This window comes from Streptomyces sp. C (assembly GCF_000158895.1).
Lineage (GTDB): Bacteria > Actinomycetota > Actinomycetes > Streptomycetales > Streptomycetaceae > Streptomyces > Streptomyces racemochromogenes.
Genome location: NZ_GG657750.1, coordinates 787338 through 788401 on the forward strand (window position 1 = coordinate 787338; position 1064 = coordinate 788401).

Annotated in this window: 2 protein-coding genes; both read left to right on the forward strand. The window is 76.9% G+C overall.

All coding sequences use genetic code 11. The features are described from left to right. Window positions 1-216 (forward strand): hypothetical protein (locus tag SSNG_RS42900; RefSeq protein ID WP_241694987.1); only part of this gene is annotated, 216 nt, incomplete at its 5' end. Beyond that, window positions 216-1064, forward strand: an 849-nt coding sequence (locus tag SSNG_RS03535) for an RNA repair domain-containing protein (protein WP_007262423.1), incomplete at its 3' end; no start/stop codon positions are given. The genes SSNG_RS42900 and SSNG_RS03535, both read left to right, overlap by 1 nt.

Below are 1064 nucleotides of genomic sequence, written 5' to 3' on the forward strand. Positions count from 1 at the left end.
CCGGGTGGTGGCGCTGGTCGGGGAGGCGGAAACTGGCGCGGCGCAACGCCGTGCGCCCGCACCCCGTGCCGGAGGCCGTACTGGGCGGCGCAGCTGCGGCGGTTCAGCCCGCCGTACCCCGGACAGGCGCACCGCACCCGGTACCTCGGGGCGGCCGGCGCGGTCGAGGACACGACGGGCTCCCTCGGGGACGCCGACGAGGGGGACGACGTCTGATGCGCACCAGTGAGCAGCTCTACCACCAGGTCCGCTGGGACCCCCGGTTCGACCCGGCGCGGTTCACCCTCGGCCTGCTGCAGCGCGGCGCCGCGCCCAAGCGGATACCGCTGCCCTCCTTCGTGCCCGGCGGCGACATCCCCTGGCACCGCGTGCTGTTCGTGGAGGCCGACGGGGAGCTGGTGTGGGACCGGGCCACCGGCGTCGACCGGATCGACGTGACGCTCGCCGGGCGGGTGCGCGAACAGCGGCTGCTCGGCGCCCCGTTCTTCACCGCCCGCACCCCGCACGCCTGGGACCCGGCGGCGGGCGGCTGGCGGCCCGTGCAGGCCGGCCCGGCCGCGCACCCTCCGGCCAGCGTGCGGCTGCTGACCTGGAACACCCTGTGGGACCGGTACGACGCCCCGCGCATCGCCACCGCCCGGCGCAGGCCGATGCTGCTGGCGGACCTGGCGGTCGCCGACGCCGACGTGATCGCCCTCCAGGAGGTCGAACCGGCGCTGCTGGCCCTGCTGCTGGCCGAGCCGTGGGTGCGGGACGGGTACACCCTGGGCACCGATCCGCGGGGTACGGACGTGGCGGACAACGGGCTTCTGGTGCTGAGCCGGCTGCCGGTGCGCGAGGCGGGGATGCACGAGCTGCGCCCGCACAAGGCGGTCACCGCCGTCACCGTGGACACCGCGGGCGGCCCGCTGGTCGTCGCCGCGACGCACCTGACCAGTGACCACACCGAGGACGGGGCCGCCCGGCGGGAGCGGGAACTCGCGCGCCTCGCCGAGGGGCTGGCCGGGATCGGCGCCGGGGTCGCCCTGCTCGGCGACTTCAACGACGGCCGCTCCGGTGCCGAG